Raw genomic sequence first — 17,445 nt, 5'->3', positions numbered from 1 at the left:
ATTACCTTCAAGCCGGGAGCACGCCGGCGTGGATCATCGCGGCGCGGATGCGGTCCTTCGTCGGCTGCGTCGAGGGAACGAGCGGGAGACGGACTTCCTCGCGCGCCTTGCCGAGCAGCGATAGACCATATTTGGCGCCCGTCACGCCCGCTTCCAGGAAGGTCGCGACATGAAGCGGCACAAGTTTATCCTGAATTTCCAGCGCCTTGGCGTAATCGCCGGCCAGGCAGGCGTTCTGCAGATCGGCGCAGAGCCGCGGCGCGATATTGGAGACGACGGAAATGCAGCCATGCGCGCCCGCCGCCATGCAGGACAGCGCGGTGAGATCATCGCCGGAGAGCTGGATGAACTCCGGCCCCATCGCGTCGCGCTGCAGGGAAATGCGTCCGATATTGCCGGTCGCGTCCTTCACGCCCACGATGTTCTTGAGGTCTGACAGCCGCTTCATCGTCTCGACGCTCATATCCACCACCGAGCGCGGCGGGATATTATAGATGATGATCGGGATCGAGACGGCGTCGTTGATCGCCTTGAAATGCTGATAAAGCCCTTCCTGATTGGGCTTATTGTAATAGGGCGTGACGATCAGCAAGCCGTCGGCGCCGGCGCGTTCGGCATGGCCGGCGATGGCGATCGCCTCGCGCGTATTGTTGGAGCCGGCGCCGGCGATGACCGGCACGCGCCCGCGCGCGGCGCGGATCGTCTCGGTGATGACGCGGCCATGCTCTTCGTGGGACAGCGTCGGGCTTTCACCGGTCGTGCCGACCGGCACGAGCCCATGAGTCCCTTGCTCGATCTGCCACTCGACGAGAGCCCGGAGCGCCTCGAAATCGACCTCTCCATTGGCGAATGGCGTGACGAGAGCGGTGTTCGACCCGTGAAAAATAGGCTTTGTTCTCATAGAATCAGGAACTTCCCTGCGCCTCACAGCCGCCGTATTCGCGTCCGTATCATGGAAGCGCCCTTCATAGCCGCTGGGCGCTTGGGAGAAAAGCCCCACCTGCGCCCTACATGTCTCGGGCGAGGCCGGAGCGCGGCGGCGGGAAGTATGGTTGACGCTTCGTAAATGATTAGAGAGCAGCTTCTGCGCAACGGGGACCCACGCTGATGACGTTGCCTCCACGCGTCTCGATCCGCCTCCACATTCTCGCGACGGCGACCGCCATCGCCGTCATCACGCCTGCTTTCACGGGTCTTGACGCCCTGCGCGACAAGGAGGCGGCGCCAAGGACGGCGCGCTGGGTTCCCTATATCCCCTTCAGCCTCGGCGCCTGGCGCACGCGCGTCGGCAATCTCGAAGAAACGCTGCGCGGATTTGTCACGGGCGCGCCCCCGCATACGGAGGCGGCGCATCCCGCACAGCCGGCGCTCTTTGGCTCCGACGACCCCACATCGACGCCCCTCGCCGATTACGCGCCGCCGGAGGGCTGGCTGCGCGAAACGACGGCCGCGCTCGACCCGGCGACGATCCTCGGCGGCGATTGGGAAGCCTTCTCCCATGCGCTCGCCGCCTTCAAGAACGCCGACTTCGCGGCGGGCGACGCCGCCGCCGCCAATCTCACGAGCGGGCTCGCCCATACGGCGGTTCATTGGACGGCGCTCAAGCTCCACCCGCGCGAGGCCGGCTTCAAGCGGATCAACGCCTTTCTCGAAACGCATCCAGATTGGCCGGCGGCCGACTGGCTACGCCGCCGCGCCGAGGAAGCCCTCGTCGCCGAGCACCAGCCCGACAAGGTCGCGAAATCCTGGTTCGAGGACAAGCCGCCGCTCACGCCTTACGGCAAATATGCGCTGGCCAAGGCGCTCGGCCGCGACGGCGATTTCGACACGGCCGCCTTCTACGCCCGCGACGCTTGGCGGGAAGACGATCTCGGCGGCTTCGAAAACCAGTTCCTCAAAGAGCTCGGCGAGCTTCTCACCCCCGCCGACCATAAATATCGCGCCGACCGGCTGCTCTACGCCGGCAAGAACGCCCAAGCCCTGCGCGCCGCGGAGCTGGCCGGCAAGGATGTGACCCTGCTGGCCCGCGCCCGCATCGCGGCGAATGTCGGCGCCGCCGGCGACAAGGTTTTCGCCTCCGTGCCGCCGGCGCTGCAGAACGATCCCGGCCTGTTGTTCTCGCGCGCGCGCATGCTCAACAACGCCAAGAAATTCGCCGACGCGGGCGCGCTGTTGAAGAAGGCGCCCACCGATCCCGGCAAGGTGATCGACGGCGACGCCTGGTGGGCCGAGCGGCGTCAGACTTCGCGCAAGCTGCTCGACCTCGGCGATGCGGACAGCGCTTATATCGTCGCCGCCCAGCACAACGCCCGTTCGACCAGCAACAAGGTGGAGGCCGAGTTTCAGGCCGGCTGGATTGCCCTGCGCTTCCTGGACGATCCCTCCCGCGCCGCCCGCCATTTCGCGGCGCTCGAGCAGATCGCCGAAACGCCGCTGCAGAAGTCACGCGCGCTTTATTGGCGCGGCCGCGCGGCGGAAGCCTATCGCACGCCGGACGACGACGCGAGCGCGCGCGACTTCTACCGCCGGGCCGCCGCCCATTCGACGACCTTCTACGGCCAGCTCGCCTGCGCCAAGCTCGGCGCGGAAGATCGCCCGCTGCGCCCCGCCCCCACGGCGGCAAAGGACACTGATCGTCACGAGGCCGTGAGAGTTGTGGAGCTGCTGCTTGCCACCGGCGACAAGGACGTCGCCGCGCCACTCGCGCTCGACGCCGCCAAAAACATGCGCGACATCGCGCAGGTCGCGGCGCTCGGCGAGGTCGTCTCGAAACAGCGCGACGCGAAAATGTCCCTCGTCTTCGGCAAGAGCGCCTCCTACCGCGGCGTGCCGCTCGACGACGTGGCCTTCCCCTCCTATGGCATCCCGAATTTCGACGCGCTGCCGAATTCGGCGCCGCGCTCGGTGGTCTACGCCATTGCGCGTCAGGAAAGCGCCTTCGATCCGAAAGCGGTTTCCTCCGCCGGCGCAATGGGTCTGATGCAGATGATCGCCTCGACCGCGCGCCACACCGCCTATACGCATGGCGTCGCCTTCGATCTCCCGCGCATGCTGAGCGAGCCCGCCTTCAACGCCAAATTGGGCGCGGCGCATTTGGGCATTCTGCTCGGCGAATATAGGGGCGCTTATCTCCTGACCTTCGCCGCCTATAACGCCGGCGGCGGCCGCGTAAAGCAATGGATCGACGCCTATGGCGATCCGCGCAAGCCCGGCGTCGATCCGATCGACTGGGTCGAGCGCATCCCCATCTCCGAGACGCGCAATTACGTGCAACGCGTAATGGAGAATTTCGTGGTCTATCGCGCCAAATTCGGCGACCGGGACACACGCGCCCCGCAGGTGGAGCTCGCGCATGCGGGGGTTCGGCTGTGAGCCTTTGTGGCGTCCGCGCGTAAGCCCACGCCGAGACAGAGCCGGCACGCGCGCCAAGAGCCAATCATGCCGCTTCGATGAGCTCGATCCGGTAGCCGTCTGGATCTTCTATAAACGCGACGTTCTCGCGCGCGCCGGTTTCGTCGACGGCAAATGTCATCGGCCCTGGCAAGCGCAGAATTTTCACCCCCATTCCTGTGAGCCGTTCACAGGCTGCGCAAAGGTCGGCGACTTCGAGGGCGACGTGACCATAACCTGTTCCGTGGCGATAGCTGGTCTGATCCCAATTGCACGTAAGCTCGATCATCGCGGATCTGCTATGGTATCCCATGAACGCCAGCGTAAACCGCCCTTCGCTGAAGGTCTCTCGGCGGAATTCGCGCATGCCGAGCGCGTCGCGATAAAACCTCACCGAGCGATCGAGATCAGCGACGCGCAGCATCGTGTAGAGAATGCGGTTAGGAGTAGGGCCCAGATTAGCTTCGCTGCTCATGGATCAACCTCAAATCGACAGAGAGCGGTCGTCGAGCGGCGGAATGCCGCCCGACATTCACGAGACCGCTCTACTTGCAGATTTCACCCGTGTAGCGAACGAGGCCAACCATGTTGTCCGCATCGCGCAAATCGACGAGCCCGTAGCTGTTGAATTGCCCCTTGTAGCCTTTCAGCGTTCCACGGGTCACATTCTCCTGAATATGGTACGTTATCTCGATCATAAAGCGGCCCGGCTTGCCCGGCACGGCAGTAAGAACGGCTAGATCCTTGGTTTGAAAAGCGCCGCCGTCGTCGCGGCCGAAATAATGCTCCATATCCATTTCGAGGCCTGTCGGCGTTTCTCTTTGGGCGTTGATCTTTCCCGCAGCCGTATTCACACTGCCCGTCAAGGCCGCCGATATGATCGTCTGGTTGTTTTTTCCTTCTGAAAAGAAGTTCGGTATCGCTACGCCGCCGATCGGCGTGCAGCTTTGGCTTGTCGCCTTCGCTCCAGACGAGCTCGCGAGCGCAATCAGGGCCGCGACACTGCATATTACTTTTTTGAGCATGAGATTGTTTCTCCTGAATCGGTCCGGGCCGAGCCGTCTCCCTGTTGATGACCGGGCCATCCGCCGTCCCCGTTTCGCAATCGTCGGATAAGCCGTTGCAACTTCGTCGCGCGGCAAATATAACGATCGATATATTATGCGATAGATAACGATCGCTATCTTGTCAACCAGGAAAATAGCGATCGTTATGAACGAGGTGATCAGATGTCTATGAAGAAGGAGCAAACGCGCGAGCGTATGCTCGACGCGGCAAGCAGAAATTTCCGCATTCACGGCTTTGCGGGCGTCGGAGTCGACGCCATCGCCAAAACCGCGGGCGTCACGTCGGGGGCCTTTTACGCCCACCTCGGTTCGAAGGATCGCGCATTTCGCGCTGCGCTGGAACTCGGGCTCGACGAAGTGATAAGAGCCATCCCGCAGTATCAGAGCGAGCACGGCGCCGACTGGGTGCAGGCTTTCGCCGATTACTATCTTGCGAAGCCCCACCGCGACAATCTTGCCTGCGGCTGCGCGATGACGACCCTTTCACCCGAGGTCGCGCGATCGGGCCCGGAAGTGAAAGCCATTTTCGAAGGAAAAATGAAAAAAATTGTGGGCCTCATCGCCGACGGCTTGACGGGCGAAGATGCGGAGCAGCGCTTGTGTCGAGCATGGGCGATGCTCGGCGTTTTGATCGGCGGCCTGACCCTGGCGCGCTCAATGAAAAGCAGTCGGCAGGCGGAGCAAGTCGCTTTGTCCATCCGCCAGGCCGCAGTGAACGCGGCCGCCCCGCTCTGAATGGACCGAGCACACTATGGAACGCCTCTTGAACGCGCATGTCGGCATAGAGCTTGCCAGCGGTGAATGCACTATGAAAGCCTGTCGGATGAGTTCACTTGGATATTTGCCGAAGTCGTTCTTCGACGGTCACTATCGTTCCATGGAGGGAGTCGAGCCCGCGCTCTATCAGAGTGCGAAATTGAACGGCTTTGTCGATCGGCACTATGGAAAGGCCAATCCCAAAACCGATCGCTCCGGCAATAGAAGCAGTGATCACGAAAGCAAACAAACCGCGCAACATACTATGCGCGTCTCCAACTCGCACGTTCTCCGCCTCCTCCACGGTGCGGTTTTTCAAACGAGCCCTCTGTAGCCTGACTTGTTCGTCGAGCGTCACAGTTGCAGCCGCCTCTGGCTCGAGCCCTCGCTCGCCGGCGCGGCGGACGGCTTCTGCCTGTTGGCGCACGATCCTCGCTTCGCCAAGCTCAGTCGAGTCGTTGAGAAACGCCTCCCTGTTGCCGTGCTTTTCCTCCAGCAATTGGGGGCGAGCGGCCTGAGGCGGCTCGGGCTGTTCTTTCTGACGCCGCTCTTCTTCTCTTTTTTCCAGAGCTGCGAGCCTTTGCTCTATAGAAGCGAATCTTTTTTGTAGACCGGCGACGGTCCACTCGCCGCAAAGTATTTCATTGCCGCGCTGCTTTTCCTCGCTCGACCGGACGTGAGCCGCCTCGTCCCGCTCCTTGCTGCGGCGCTCTTCCTCTCTTTGTTCGAAAGCGTCGAGAGTCCAGTCGCTGAGGAAAGCTTTTTTCATGCGTCACTCCCGTTCGTCAGTTTCTTATGACTTGCCAGATTGAACTTCCGGCTTTTTTGCCCCGCAAGATGCAAAGCGCTGGCGTTGCGGTTGGAGCTCCTATCAACTCTACGTCTCTGTCAGACGCGGAACAACTTCCGCCGCCGTCGGACACGGAGAGCGCTTCTCAACTTTCATTACTCAGATCGAAAGCTGCTACCTGGAGAAAGGAAGAAGCAAACCAGGCGAATTTGTGAAGAATCCGCTTCCGCGCCGAACAATCTCGTTACACAAGTTCTCGGACGCACATCTTGGTTGCAGTCGCGATCAAGCTCTTCATAGGAGGGGCCATTTTTGGCGCCACGCGGTCCAGTGCGGGAGGCTGCTCTTGACCCGGAAGCCGCCATTGGCAGTGTCTCAGTTTAAAGTTCAGCATTGGGGAAGGGGATCTTGGTCCAATCAAATGGACGTCCTGCCGGACGGTATCGTATGGGCCCCCAGGAGACATCCCAGGGGCCTCAATGTCCGCGCAACTTGCCTGCCCCATCCTATGGGCACTGGGGAGTCGTTGGCGGGCGCGGGAATCTCGAGGGATTGGCCACGCTTTCGCGGAGCGCGCCCAGCAAACGACGTCCTGCTTGATCGAGAGCGGTCCCTGGGTGCGCGGCTTTGTTCCCACCACTCGTATTGCCAAACAAGAAAACGCCGATTTTGGCGCCTTGATCAAAGGCCATGTAGGTTTCATAGCCGCTGAGGCCGCCGTTCTTGTCGAGGTAGTCATTCGACAATTGCCACCCAAGGCCCATGGAAAGTCCCTCGGATCCGGCGTAGGCTTGCTGGGTCTCGGTCATTGCTGCGCCGAGGGGATTGGGCGGCGGGCTGATGGAAGCCTCCAAGAACGTCAGCATGTCCTCAAGCGTCGATGACAGCGCGCCCGCGCCGAGGCCCGCAGACGTCAGCGCCCAATTGGGCGGATCGACGCGATTATACGCTGGCCCGCCGGCAGCGTCGGTATAGATATGGCCCTGCGCCACCCGCCCAGATACATTGCTGTAGTCGACTTGTGTACTTGCCATCCCGAGCGGCGCGGAGATGTTGTCGACCACCACTGCCGGCCAGTTCTGATATGTGGCGTCCCAGTCCGAGCTCGCGCCGCCGCCATAGGCATGTGACAGCAAAACGCCCAGAAGAGCAAAGCCTTGATTGCTGTAGACCCAATATTTGCCCGGCGTATAAGACGGCTCGAAGTTACTCAGAAATCGCCCCATCAATGTGAATGAATAGTCGCCGAACGGGTGAGCGCCGCACGTCCCGTCCGGATATCCGGCGCTGTGCGTGGCCAGGTGCCAAAGGAGAATTTCGCCATACGGTTGGTTGATGCTGACATTCGATGGCAGAAGGCTCGCGACAGATGTTGAGGGTGTGACGGGATTATTCGCCGATGAAGCCGCGAGCGCCAGCAAGGTCGCTGTAAAGACCTTGCTGTTCGAGCCAATGAAAAACACGATATCCTTGATGTGGACGCTCTCCCTTATTTGGGCGCTTCCGCTTGCCAGATCAACTTGACCGTAGTGGTAGTAGTATCGAACGCCGCCATAGGTCACGCCGACGAGGATCCCTACGGATTTATTCGGTTCTGGATCTTTTAATGATCCGATCAGTGGAGAGATATTGTTCTTAACGAGCTCACCAATTTGGTTTGGGTTCAACATTGCCGTCCTCCTGAAAGCATAAGAAATTCCTGTAAAAACTCAACGAGTCTTCCCTCCCTCTCATCGAGTCTCCGGCGAGACTACATCGCCCGAGGCGAGGGGTGGGCCGTTCCATAATCACCGTCAACACGGCTGCGCTACGCACGCGCGTGTCCCTACGCTATGTCCAAAGCGGTCGTGCGCAAACCCGCGACCGGAGTCTGCTTGTGGCGCTTTACTGTACTTTGACCATTAAAACACCAAAGCCCCTGCGGCCGCCGCGCCAAGCAGGCATACATCATGTAATGCGAGCGCAAGCCGCGACGGGCGCGCGCCTTCATGCAGGAGACGCAGCGCCGCAACATTCACCGCGCCCCATCCCATCCCGATCGCAAGCAACCCCACAGTCACACGCGTGACCGATGCGGCCGAAAGCACTGCGGCGGCGCCCGCGAGCATGGCGGCAAGACCGATTCCGACAATCGGCAGTGGCGGGAAAAGCGCCGGCCAGCGCGCGGCGAGCGCGGCTGGTCCATACATCGAGAAGAGATGCCAGCCCATGGCGCCGCCGATGAAGGCCGGCGCGGCCGAACAGACGGCGAGCGTCAGCGGCCCGTGCAACATGCCCGCCGACATCACGAACCAGGCGAGAGCGCCTGCAACCGTCGCGATCACGAAACCACGCGAGAGGCGCCCTTCGACTGCGCCGGGCTTGCCGACACGCGCATGCGGCATGCGCACCGAGAGAGCGAGCGCCGCAATATGCAGGCCCGCAGCAATCAGCAGCACGGCGCCGGGGCTCTCCGCGAGCGAAACGAAGAGGGGCGCAAGCAACGCCGCGCCGCCGCCGCCGGCCAGCACGATCAGCCCGTCGCGCGGCGCGCCTTGCGCGGCGATGTGGCGGTAGAAAAGCGCGAAGCCCTGCGCGAGTCCGAGCCAGAAGGCGCCGAGGCACAGGCCGAAGAAATTGCCTTTGGCGATTGCGAAAGCACAAAGCGCCCCGCCTGCGGCGCCGAGGCTCGCGCCAAGTCCAAAGGCCGCGCGGCGCCCGAAAGAGTCGACGAGCATCGCCGCCGGAAAGCTCGCCGCCGCCGCGCCGATGAGGAGGAGCGCAAAGGGCCAGCCGACACGCTCGGCGCTCGGCGCGATGAGCCGGCTTTGCTCGGGGAGAACGGTGAGAACCAACGCCTGCGCCAGCACCGCGAGCCCGAAGCCGATCGCGAGCGTCAGCCGATGATCGGTGATGTCGGCGCGCGGCAGCGAGGCCGGACAGGCGCAGACGATCTGCCCGACACGCATGGCGGTTTCCCTATCTTCGTCCCTGCCCAGGACGAGATCATCGAGATTGACGCTCACTTCCCACCCTCGACATCATCATCCATCAGCACGCGATGCGCGGCGCCATCGAGATCGTCGAACTGGCCGCGCTTGAGCGACCACATGAAGGCGATAAGCGCCAACAGGCCGAGCATCAGAGCGAGAGGAATTAGGAAGAGAAGCACGGTCATTCCGCCGCCTCCAATCTTGTCGCTTGTTCCCGTGTTTCGGGCGAGGCGGCGCCCTGCTCTCTCTCCCGCGAAGCGGGGGAGAGGTGGAGAGGGGGCGCCTCGGGAGACGGCGATCTTCCGCCATTTGCCCCTGCCCGCAAGGCGTTCAGCGTCACCAGAATGGACGATCCCGACATCGCCGCCGCCGCAATCAAAGGCGTGAGAAGCCCCGCCATCGCAAGCGGCACAGCCAGAACATTGTAGATCACCGAGAGCGCGAGATTCTCGCGCATCAAGGCGCGCGCCTTTCTCGCAACCTCCAGCGCGGTGAGGACAGGCGCGAGGCGTTCGCCGAGAAACACGGCGTCGGCCGCGGCCTGGGTGATCTGCGTGGCGTCGATCGGCGAGATGGACACATAGGCCGAGGCGAGCGCGGGCGCGTCGTTCAATCCGTCGCCAACCATCAAAACCTTGCGGCCCTCGGCGCGCAAGGCGTCGAGACGCGCGACCTTCCCGGCGGGCTTCAACGCGCCGGACCATGTCGAAACGCCGAGCGCGAGGGCGATCTTTTCGACGGCTTCGACACGGTCGCCGGAGAGGATCTCGATTGCGAAGCCGCGCCTTTTCAGCGCCGCGATCGTCTCGACCGCATCGCTGCGCAAGACCTGCCGGATTTGGAAAAGCGCATGCGCGTCTCCATGCCGGAAGGCGACGAGCGAGACATCTCCGTCGAGCGCATCGAGACGCGCCGCTTCTTCGTCCAGTCCGCAAAAATGCGGCGATCCGAGCCGTGCCTCGACGCCCGCGACCATGGCGCAGACGCCCTGCCCATGATCCTCCCGCGCCTCGAGCGCCGATGCGCGCGGACGCTCTTGCGCGACGGCGCGCGCGAGTGGATGACTGCTCGCCCGTGCGAGACGCGCCGCCAGCTCCATCGCCCCCGCGTCGATCTCGCCGCCATTGACGACGCGCGGCTCGGGCGTGGTCAGCGTGCCGGTCTTGTCGAAGACAATCGTATCGGCTTCCGCAAGGCGCTCGATGGCGTCGGCGCTGTTGAGCAGCACGCCGGCGCGAAACAGCGCGCCGCTTGCCACGACCTGCACCGCTGGCACAGCGAGCGCCAGAGCGCAGGGGCAGGTGATGATGAGCACGCAGATCGCCGTAATGAGCGCATCATGCAGGCTTGCGCCATGCCACATCCAAAAGAGCGCCGTGGACAGCGCCGCGAGATGAACCATGGGCGCATAAAGCCGCGACACTCGGTCGGCGAGGCGCCGATAGCGCGAGCGCGCATTGGTCGCCTTTTCCAAGAGCCGCTCGATATCGTCGAGCAATGTCTCGCCATTGCCGGCTTCAACGCGGATGGTGAGCGCACCGTCGTAATTCATGCTGCCGGCGTAGACTTGGTCGCCCGATAGAACCGCGCGCTGCTTCGTCTCGCCGGTGATCAGGCTTTCGTCGAGTTGCGACGCGCCTGTTTCGATCACGCCATCGACGGGAAGGCGTTCCCCCGGCTTCACGCACACGATATCGCCGGGCGCGATCTTCGCGAGCGGAACGAGCGTCTCGGCGCCGTCGCTCGACAGGCGGCAGGCGAGCGGCGCGCGCAACGCCGCAAGATTCGCTGCGACCGCGCGCGTCTTGCGCCGCATGGCGTGATCGAGGAAGCGGCCGAGCAGCAGGAAGGACAGCAGCATGGTCGCGCTATCGAAATAGGCGTGATCGGCATGCGTCAGCGTCTCATAGACCGACATGCCGAGCGCCAGCAGCACGCCGAGCGAGATCGGCACATCCATATTGAGTCGCCCCGCGCGTAACGCGCCGAAAGCGCTTTTGAAGAAAGGCTGGCCGGCGAAAGCCGCCGCCGGCAGCGCGATGAGCGCCGAAACGCCATGGAAAAGATCGCGCGTCGCTGGATCGATGTCGCCGCCGACCCAGACGCCGACGGAGAGCAGCATGATGTTCATCGCCGCAAAGCCGGCGATGGCGAGGCAGCGCAATAGAAAGCGCGACGTTTCGATCTCCTCGCGCTCGCTGTCGGCGAGTTCGAAAGGATGCAGCGTGTAGCCCATGCGGCGCAGGCGCTCGAAGGCGGCGGCGAGATCGAAGGCGTCGCCGCGCCATTCCAAAGCCAGACGACGGTTTCCGTAATTCACGCGGGCATGGGCGAGGCCGGGCAGATCGCTCAAGCCGTGCTCGATCTCGCCGATGCAGGCGGCGCAAGTCATGCCGTCGACCGCCGCCTCGAAGCGGCGCGCGCCATTTTCGCTGCGGGTGACGAGAGAGTCGAGATCGAAAGCGGCGGTCATGCGAGCCTCTTTGAATCAACCAGACTAGGGGTGAGCCCCTCTACCTCCCCTTTACGGGGAGGTCGGCGGTCGTAGGCCGCCGGGTGGGGTTCCCGCCGCTACGAGTTGGGTTGGGGCGGGCCCCACTCGTCGCGCTACGCGCGCCACCCTCCCCGTAAAGGGGAGGGATGGGCTCACGCCCACCTTCGCCAATACCCTTACTCCACGTCGATCCTGTTCTTCGAGCGGAACACTTCATCGCCGCCCCGCGACGCCGTCAAGACGAGATCGCGTTGCCCCGCGGGGATTACGGCCTTGCCCGCATAGCGCCCCGGCGCGGTCTGCTCGAGCTTCACGCGCACATCCTTCGAGAGATCCGCGGGCGCCGCGAACAGCGCTGTCATCTGCGCGCCGGACACGTCGGCCCCGTCGCCATCGCGCGCGACGACGCGGATTTCCGTCTCGCCGGTCGCCAGGCGCGACAGCCGCGCGTCGACCTTCCAGTCGCGCATCGCCTGCTCTCTCGCATGCGCAATGTCGCGATTATAGGCGAGGCCGCGCTCATAAGGACGCGCCACCACTTCGCCCGAAAAGGTCTTCAGCGCCTTGTAGATCATCACGCCATTGACGGCGCCGACGAAGAGGAAGAAGCCGACCATCATCGCCAGCACCTTCCGCCCGCTGAGCGGCCTGCCGCCGGCTTCATAGTCGGATTTCATATTGCGCGGATTGCTCATGACCATGCTCATGTCTTGATCCTCACGGCCAGATGAAAACGTCCGTCACCTGCGTCGCCTCGCCGCTTACGGCGTCGGTCGTGGTGAAGGTAACGGGGGCCTGTCCCTTGCTCCCGCCCGCGCCGTGGGTCGAGAGCAGAACGCGCGCTTCGCGGGTTTGATCCGGGCCGACCTCGATCACGGCCTTGCCTTTGTCGCCCGGCGTCACGCCGACGATCTCCAACTGCGCGCCCGCGACGCCGGAGACGGCGATGGTGAAGCTCCGCGCCGCCGCCTTCTTATTGGCGAAGCGCAGCGTATAGCCATTGCGCACGCCGCCGTCTTTCAGACGCACGGCGAGCGGATTGCGATCGTGCAACACGCTCACATGCATGTCGTCGCGCGTCGCGAGCGTTATCGACATGAAGCCGACGACGCCGAGAATGAGCACGGCGTAAAGCACGGTCCGCACGCGGAGCGGCTTATAGATCGCGCTCTCGCCGCATTGGCGGCGCTTGACGTTCATCTCCGTATCGTAGCCGATGAGCCGCGCCGGGCGATGAATTTTCTCCATGATCGAATCGCAGGCGTCGATGCAGAGGCCACACTGAATGCAGCCGAGCTGCGATCCCTTGCGTATGTCGACCCCCGTCGGACAGACGGCGACGCATTGGCTGCAATCCACGCAATCGCCCGACGGCAGATTGGCCGCGCGCGCCGCGGTCGCTTGCTTGAGCGACATGCGCGGCTCGCCGCGATCGTAGCGATAGGTGACGTTCAGTGCATATTCGTCCGTCAGAGCCGCCTGAATGCGCGGCCAGGGACAGGCGTGCAGGCAAAGCTTCTCGCGCATCACGCCGGCGAAGACGTAAGTCGTGAAGGTGAGAATGCCGATCCAGAGATAGGTGTCGAAGGCGCCGTTTCGGAATGTCGCCAATTTCCACACGACTGTCGGCGCGTCGGTGAAATAGAGCACCCAGGCGCCGCCGGTCCACCAGGCGATGAGCAGCCACAAGAAATGCTTCGAAACCTTTTTGCGGATTTTGTCGCGCGTCCACGGACTTTCGTCGAGCTTGACGCGGTCACGCGCATCGCCCTCGATCCAACGCTCGGTCGTCAGATAGAAATCGGTCCACACCGTCTGCGGGCACATATAGCCGCACCAGATGCGGCCGGCGACGGCGTTCATGAGAAAAAGCGCCAGCGCCGCGAGGATCAGAAGGCCGGTGACGTAATAGACTTCCTGCGGCCAGATCTCGATGAAGAAGAAATAAAAGCGCCGGTGCGGGAAATCGACGAGAACGGCCTGGCTCGGCGCGCCTGGCCCGCGATCCCAACGCACGAAGGGAAGAAAATAATAGATTGCAAGCGTCGCGAATTGAATGCCCCATTTGATGCGGCGGAATTGTCCGTCGACCTTCTTGGGATAGACCTTGTGCGGCGCTTCGACGATGGGTTCGTCGAGAAGAATCGATCGGGTTTCCGCGCTGGACATGGCTTGAACTCACTGGTTCAGATGATCGGGCTCCCCCTCTCCCGCTTGCGGGAGAGGGCGGCCCTCGCGTGAGCGAGGGTTGGGTGAGGGCCCTCATCCGTCACCGCTTCGCGGCGACACCTTCTCCCGCAAGCGGGAGAAGGAGAATCCTCCCTTACTGCCCGCCGCCGAGCGAATGCACATAGACGGCGAGCGCTTTGATCGTCGTGTCATCGAGCCTGCCTTTCCAGGCCGGCATCACCGCGCCGCCGCCATTGGCGATGCGCGCGACGATGGTCGGCTTGTCGGCGCCATAGAGCCAGACCTGGTCGTAAAGCGCCGGCGCGCCCATCTCGGGATTGCCCTTGCCTTCGACGCCGTGGCAACTCGCGCAGTTCTCGGCGTAGAGCTTCTCGCCCTGCGGCGTCGGCGCATCCGAGTCCGGCGTCTCGGCATAGGTGCGCACGTGATCGGCGACGATCGCGATCTGCTCCGGCGTGAGAATGCCGTCGCGCCCAAAGGCCGGCATGGAGGAGGAACGGGTCGCCTTATCGGCGTCCCAGCGCACGCCATGCTCGATCGTCTGCTTTATGTCGGCGAGCTTGCCGCCCCACAGCCAATCGTCGTCGTTGAGGTTGGCGTAGCCCTTGGCGCCCTGCCCGCCTGCGCCATGGCACGACGCGCAGTTCGTGGCGAATGCGACCTTGCCCACCATGCGCGCGGCCGCGAGAAGCTCGGGATCGGACTCGATCTTGTCGAGCGGCGCAGCGGCGATCTTCTCGAGCACGGGGCCACGCGTTGTTTGCAGATCGGCGACGTCGGACGCCACCTGTGTGCGCGAGCTCCAGGCGAAAAGACCCTGCGTTCCGCCCGACAACGTCGGCCAGGCGGGATAGACAATCGTATAGCCGACGCCCCAGATAATCGTGATCCAGAAGGTCCACACCCACCAGCGCGGCAGCGGCGTGTTCAGCTCCTCTATGCCGTCCCATTCATGGCCCGTGGTCGGCACGCCGCTCGCCGGGTCGATTCTGACCTTGCCTGTTCTTGCCTGGCCATTCTCAAACGTGTCGTCAGACATCGTCGTCATCCTCTCGAAAGGGAATTCGGGCGTCCTGTTCGAATTGCTTCCGCCGCGACGGCCAGAAGACGTAAACGATGACGCCCAGGAAAATCAGGCCGAAGAAGATCAGACCCCAGGAGGCCGCGAAGGCGCGCAAGCTTTCATAGGTCGAGATGACTTCGGCGTTTCCAGCGTTCATCGGATCACCTGACATTCGCTTTGTCGTCGTAGATCTTGAAATCGACCGAGACGCCGAGATGCTGCAGATAGGCGACGAGCGCATCCTCCTCGGTCATGCCGGATTTCGAAGGCGAGTCCGTGAAGGCGGCGTTGGGATAGCGCTTCTGCATCTCGCTCGCGCCCTGCGCGTCGGTTGAAAGCTGCGCGGCGAGATCGCCCGGCGCATTGTCGATCTGCTCGTCGGTGTAAGGCACGCCGACGACGCGCAGCGTCCGCATCTGCTCGGCGAGATGCTCGCCGTCGAGCGGCGTCTGCGAGAGGAAGGCGTAGCCCGGCATGATCGAGGACGGCACCACCGAGCGCGGGTTGCGCAAATGATCGCGATGCCAATCGTTCGAATATTTGCCGCCGACGCGCGCGAGATCGGGCCCCGTGCGCTTCGAGCCCCATTGGAACGGGTGGTCGTACATGCTCTCCGCCGCGAGCGAATAATGGCCGTAGCGCTCGACCTCGTCGCGCAAGGGTCGGATCATCTGCGAATGGCAGGTGTAGCAGCCCTCGCGGATGTAAATATTGTAGCCCGCGAGCTCCAGCGGCGAATAGGGCCGCACGCCTTCCACCTGCTCGATCGTGTTCTTGAGATAGAACAGCGGCACGATCTCGACGATCCCGCCGACCGACACCAGAAGAAGGATGCCGACGATGAGCAGGATCGAATTGGTCTCTAAGATTTTCTGAAGCCCGCCGCCGGCGGGCGCATGTTGAGCGGATTGCGACATGGCTTTCGTCCTCACTCGGCAGGCAGGGGAGAGGCGGCGACGTCTTGCGCGGATTCGAGCGCGGGCGAGGCGAGCGTGCGCCAGATGTTATAGACCATGATCAGCGCGCCGATGAGGAACAGCCCGCCGCCGATAGCGCGGATGACATATTCAGGATGCAGCGCCTCAGTGGTCTCGACGAAGGAATATTCGAGGAAGCCTTGCGGCGTATAGGCGCGCCACATCAGCCCCTGCATGATGCCCGCCACCCACATCGAGGAGATGTAGAAGACGATGCCGATCGTCGAGATCCAGAAGTGCCAGTTCACGAGCTTGAGCGAATAGAGCCGCTTGTTGAACACCCAGGGAATAAGGCAGTAGAGCGCGCCGAAGGACACGAAGGCGACCCAGCCGAGGCTGCCCGAATGCACATGGCCAATGCCCCAGTCAGTGTAGTGCGACAGCGAATTCACCGCCTTCACCGACATCAGCGGGCCTTCGAAGGTCGACATGCCGTAGAAGGCCACCGACACGACCAGCATGCGCAGCACCGGGTCCGTGCGCAGCTTGTCCCAGGCGCCCGAAAGCGTCATCACGCCGTTGATCATCCCGCCCCAGGAGGGCATCCACAGTACGACCGAGAACACCATGCCGAGCGTCTGCGCCCAATCGGGCAGCGCGGTGTAATGCAGGTGATGCGGGCCGGCCCAGATATAAAGGAAGATCAGCGCCCAGAAATGCACGATGGACAGCCGGTAGGAATAGATCGGCCGATCCGTGCGCTTCGGAATGAAGTAATACATGATGCCGAGGAAGCCGGCGGTGAGGAAGAAGCCCACGGCGTTGTGGCCGTACCACCACTGGATCATCGCATCCTGCACGCCGGCCCAGACGATGACGGATTTCGGCGAGAAGACCGAGATCGGAATCTCCACATTGTTGCCGAGCACCAGCACGGCGACCGTCACGATGAAAGCGAGGAAGAACCAGTTCGCCACATAGATATGCGGCTCGGCGCGGCGCGCGAGGGTGAAGAGATAGACGAGGAGATAAACCACCCAGACGACGACGAGCCAGAGGATCGCGTACCACTCGGGCTCGGCATACTCATGCCCGCGCGTGACGCCGAGCAAATAGCCCGTGCCCGCGATCAGGATAAAGAAGTTGTATCCCAGCACGACGAACCAGGGCGCGAGATCGCCGGCGATGCGCGCGCGGCTCGTGCGCTGCATGATGTAGAAGGACGTCGCGAGCAGCACATTGCCGCCGAAAGCGAAGATCACCGCCGATGTATGCAGGGGCCGCAGACGCCCGAAATTGGTCCAGGGCAAATCGAGATTGAGCGCTGGATAGGCGAGCTCCAGAGCGAGATAGAGTCCGACGAGAAAGCCCGCGACGCCCCAGAACAGCGCGGCGATCGACGTGAATTTGATCGGCCCGTAATTATAGTTCGGCCGGCCGTTGATCAGAAGCGGCGGCGGCGCCGCGTCCCTGGCGCGGAAACGCAAAACGATCGCAACGACGGCGCCGAGCGACCCAAGCGCGAAAAGCGCCGCGTGGAAAGCGTAAGCGGGAGTATAAGCCTTGACGGCGATGAAGGCCGAGGCAATGGCCAAGGCTACGAAAACGGCGCTGAGAGATATCTCGCCGAAAGTCATTTGCTTGGGGATGGGGAGGGTACGCTCCATGATCTTGTCCTCTGGAGGTTTCCGCATGTTTTCCGCGTTTGCGAGAACTCGCCGACGCCAATCGGGCGTGACAAAGTCTCACTGCGCTTTCACCGATTCACATTGGGTATTGTACTGCGCAACAATCGCCCGAATTTGA

The 17,445-nt window shown here is 62.9% G+C and carries 16 protein-coding genes; 2 read left to right on the top strand and 14 right to left on the bottom strand.

The features are described from left to right. Nucleotides 1–7 precede the first annotated feature (7 nt). Nucleotides 8–901 (bottom strand): 4-hydroxy-tetrahydrodipicolinate synthase, encoded by an 894-nt coding sequence (gene dapA, locus JJT62_RS08805; protein WP_202072338.1) that lies wholly within the window; start codon nt 899–901, stop codon nt 8–10. Between the two features lie 206 nt (nt 902–1,107). Here dapA and JJT62_RS19415 point away from each other — a divergent pair, with 206 nt between their 5' ends. Continuing rightward, nucleotides 1,108–3,372, top strand: a complete 2,265-nt coding sequence (locus tag JJT62_RS19415; protein ID WP_202072337.1) for a lytic transglycosylase domain-containing protein — start codon at nt 1,108–1,110, stop codon at nt 3,370–3,372. 64 nt (nt 3,373–3,436) lie between these two features. Here the strand turns inward: JJT62_RS19415 and JJT62_RS08795 are convergent, their stop codons facing one another. Next, the gene (locus JJT62_RS08795; protein WP_202072336.1) at nt 3,437–3,865 is read right to left on the bottom strand and encodes a VOC family protein; all 429 of its coding nucleotides are present in this window, start codon (nt 3,863–3,865) and stop codon (nt 3,437–3,439) included. Nucleotides 3,866–3,935: 70 nt separating this feature from the next. After that, on the bottom strand, nt 3,936–4,532 hold the full coding sequence (locus JJT62_RS08790; RefSeq protein WP_202072335.1) for a hypothetical protein: 597 nt from the start codon (nt 4,530–4,532) through the stop codon (nt 3,936–3,938). Between the two features lie 87 nt (nt 4,533–4,619). Here JJT62_RS08790 and JJT62_RS08785 point away from each other — a divergent pair, with 87 nt between their 5' ends. After that, on the top strand, nt 4,620–5,192 hold the full coding sequence (locus tag JJT62_RS08785; RefSeq protein WP_202072334.1) for a TetR/AcrR family transcriptional regulator: 573 nt from the start codon (nt 4,620–4,622) through the stop codon (nt 5,190–5,192). 94 nt (nt 5,193–5,286) lie between these two features. Here JJT62_RS08785 and JJT62_RS08780 read toward each other — a convergent pair whose 3' ends face one another. From JJT62_RS08780 to ccoN, 11 genes are all read right to left on the bottom strand, one after another. Then, on the bottom strand, nt 5,287–5,982 hold the full coding sequence (locus tag JJT62_RS08780; protein WP_202072333.1) for a hypothetical protein: 696 nt from the start codon (nt 5,980–5,982) through the stop codon (nt 5,287–5,289). 527 nt (nt 5,983–6,509) lie between these two features. Then, nucleotides 6,510–7,673: a serine hydrolase gene (locus JJT62_RS08775; RefSeq protein ID WP_202072332.1), complete on the bottom strand. Its 1,164-nt coding sequence runs from the start codon at nt 7,671–7,673 to the stop codon at nt 6,510–6,512. A gap of 231 nt (nt 7,674–7,904) precedes the next feature. Next, nucleotides 7,905–9,008, bottom strand: a complete 1,104-nt coding sequence (locus tag JJT62_RS08770) for an MFS transporter (RefSeq protein WP_370568506.1) — start codon at nt 9,006–9,008, stop codon at nt 7,905–7,907. Further along, on the bottom strand, nt 9,005–9,160 hold the full coding sequence (gene ccoS, locus JJT62_RS08765) for a cbb3-type cytochrome oxidase assembly protein CcoS (protein ID WP_202072331.1): 156 nt from the start codon (nt 9,158–9,160) through the stop codon (nt 9,005–9,007). The genes JJT62_RS08770 and ccoS overlap by 4 nt, the downstream gene beginning before the upstream one ends. Next, nucleotides 9,157–11,448, bottom strand: a complete 2,292-nt coding sequence (locus JJT62_RS08760) for a heavy metal translocating P-type ATPase (protein ID WP_202072330.1) — start codon at nt 11,446–11,448, stop codon at nt 9,157–9,159. The genes ccoS and JJT62_RS08760 overlap by 4 nt, the downstream gene beginning before the upstream one ends. Nucleotides 11,449–11,645: 197 nt before the next feature. Next, complete coding sequence (locus JJT62_RS08755; protein WP_202072329.1) at nt 11,646–12,176, bottom strand: FixH family protein; 531 nt, start codon at nt 12,174–12,176, stop codon at nt 11,646–11,648. A 10-nt stretch (nt 12,177–12,186) separates the two neighbouring features. Then, nucleotides 12,187–13,638: a cytochrome c oxidase accessory protein CcoG gene (gene ccoG, locus JJT62_RS08750; protein WP_202072328.1), complete on the bottom strand. Its 1,452-nt coding sequence runs from the start codon at nt 13,636–13,638 to the stop codon at nt 12,187–12,189. Between the two features lie 154 nt (nt 13,639–13,792). Beyond that, nucleotides 13,793–14,707, bottom strand: a complete 915-nt coding sequence (gene ccoP / locus JJT62_RS08745; protein WP_202072327.1) for a cytochrome-c oxidase, cbb3-type subunit III — start codon at nt 14,705–14,707, stop codon at nt 13,793–13,795. Next, complete coding sequence (locus tag JJT62_RS08740) at nt 14,691–14,879, bottom strand: cbb3-type cytochrome c oxidase subunit 3 (protein ID WP_202072326.1); 189 nt, start codon at nt 14,877–14,879, stop codon at nt 14,691–14,693. The genes ccoP and JJT62_RS08740 overlap by 17 nt, the downstream gene beginning before the upstream one ends. A gap of 4 nt (nt 14,880–14,883) precedes the next feature. Continuing rightward, nucleotides 14,884–15,639 (bottom strand): cytochrome-c oxidase, cbb3-type subunit II, encoded by a 756-nt coding sequence (gene ccoO / locus JJT62_RS08735; RefSeq protein ID WP_202072325.1) that lies wholly within the window; start codon nt 15,637–15,639, stop codon nt 14,884–14,886. An 11-nt stretch (nt 15,640–15,650) separates the two neighbouring features. Then, nucleotides 15,651–17,306 (bottom strand): cytochrome-c oxidase, cbb3-type subunit I, encoded by a 1,656-nt coding sequence (gene ccoN / locus JJT62_RS08730; protein WP_202072324.1) that lies wholly within the window; start codon nt 17,304–17,306, stop codon nt 15,651–15,653. Nucleotides 17,307–17,445 lie beyond the last annotated feature (139 nt).

The sequence above is a fragment of the Methylocystis sp. Sn-Cys genome (assembly GCF_016745395.1).
GTDB lineage: Bacteria > Pseudomonadota > Alphaproteobacteria > Rhizobiales > Beijerinckiaceae > Methylocystis > Methylocystis iwaonis.
The sequence above is the reverse complement of the archived record's forward strand: the minus strand, read 5'-3'. Positions and strand labels throughout refer to the sequence as shown.